At 72.4% G+C, this 1436-nt stretch carries 1 pseudogene; it reads left to right on the top strand.

The window, feature by feature from the left end:
- Positions 1-1436, top strand: a pseudogene (locus B8W69_RS29400) (MobF family relaxase); the annotation flags it as partial.

The raw sequence follows: 1436 nt of genomic DNA, 5'->3' as shown, positions 1-1436 counted from the left end.
AGCCAGGGTGTGGGCGGATTGTTGGGCGCCGTCGACATCCTTGCCACCATCCTGGGCCGCGACGGCGCCCAACAATCCGCCCACACCCTGGCTGATGCCGAAGCCGACCCCTTCAACCGGCTCCACCATGCCGCCGACATGTATTCCGACGCGCTCACCACCGCCGCCGAACAACACGCCGGCCCCGAGGTCATGGCCCGCATCGACACCACCGCCGCACACCTGGGCCACCACCTCACCGACGCCCAAGCCTGGCCCGTCCTGCGCCGCCACCTCGCCCTGTTGGCCATCGAAGGCCACGACCCCATCGCCGCACTGCACGACGCCGCTGCCGCCCCGCTGGGCGACGCATACGACCCTGCCGCCGTTCTGGACTGGCGCCTGCCAGCCCCCAGCGGCGTCGACGCTGCAGACCGTGGACCGCTGCACTGGCTGCCCGCCATCCCCGACGTCATCACCACCGACCCGACGTGGGCGACCTATCTCCACGCCCGCGCTGATCTCGTGCGCGAGCTCGCCGACCACATCCGCGCCACCGCGCGGGCCTGGGACGCCGCCACCGCACCCCTATGGGCGCGGCCCCTACTCGACGGCAACCGCAACCTGCTGGCCGAAATCGCGGTCTTTCGCGCCGCCCACCACGTCGATCCCGCCGACACCCGCATCACCGGCCCCGAACAGCACGCCAACCGCTCCGCGGTCATCCAACAAGTCATTCACTCGCGCCTCGATGCCGCCCTGACCCGCGCCGGCGCCGACACCGCCCGCTGGCGCCAACTCGCCGACACCATCGACCCCCACCTCACCGACGACCCGTACTGGCCGCGGCTGGCCACCCACCTCGAGGGCGCCGCCCGCGCCGGCGCCGACGTCGCCGCGCTGCTGCAGGACGCCGCCGCCCAGCACGGACCCCTGCCCGCAGACATGCCCGCCGCCGCCCTGTGGTGGCGCCTGGCCGGCACCCTGGCCCCGCCCTCACTGGAGGGCACCGACACCAAACTGCGGCCCCCCTGGACCGCGCAGCTGCACCACCTATTCGGAACCCGCATCGCCGAAGCCATCATCACCGCCCCCGCCTGGCCCGGCCTGGTCGCCGCGGTCACCGCCGCGGGCTGGCCCCCGCACGATCTGCTCGCCGCCGCCGCCGAACACCTGCACGACATCGCCGAAACCCAGACCATCCGCCCCGACGAATACGCCCGCCTGCTCACCTACCGCGTCGAACTGCTCACCCACCACGCCGCCACCATCGACCCCGACATCCCCCACCCCGCCGAGCGCTCCGAAACATTCACCGGCCAACAGCAATTCGACCTCGACGACCACCACGTCGACGCCGCCGATCTGCACGAGCCCCCACCCGACCCGCATGACTACGCCTACGGGTTCGTCGACGACGACCTCGGCGATCTCGACATCGCTGACCTGCCCACCAC

The sequence above is a fragment of the Mycolicibacterium vulneris genome (genome assembly GCF_002104765.1).
Classification (GTDB): domain Bacteria; phylum Actinomycetota; class Actinomycetes; order Mycobacteriales; family Mycobacteriaceae; genus Mycobacterium; species Mycobacterium vulneris.
The sequence above is the reverse complement of the archived record's forward strand: the minus strand, read 5'-3'. Positions and strand labels throughout refer to the sequence as shown.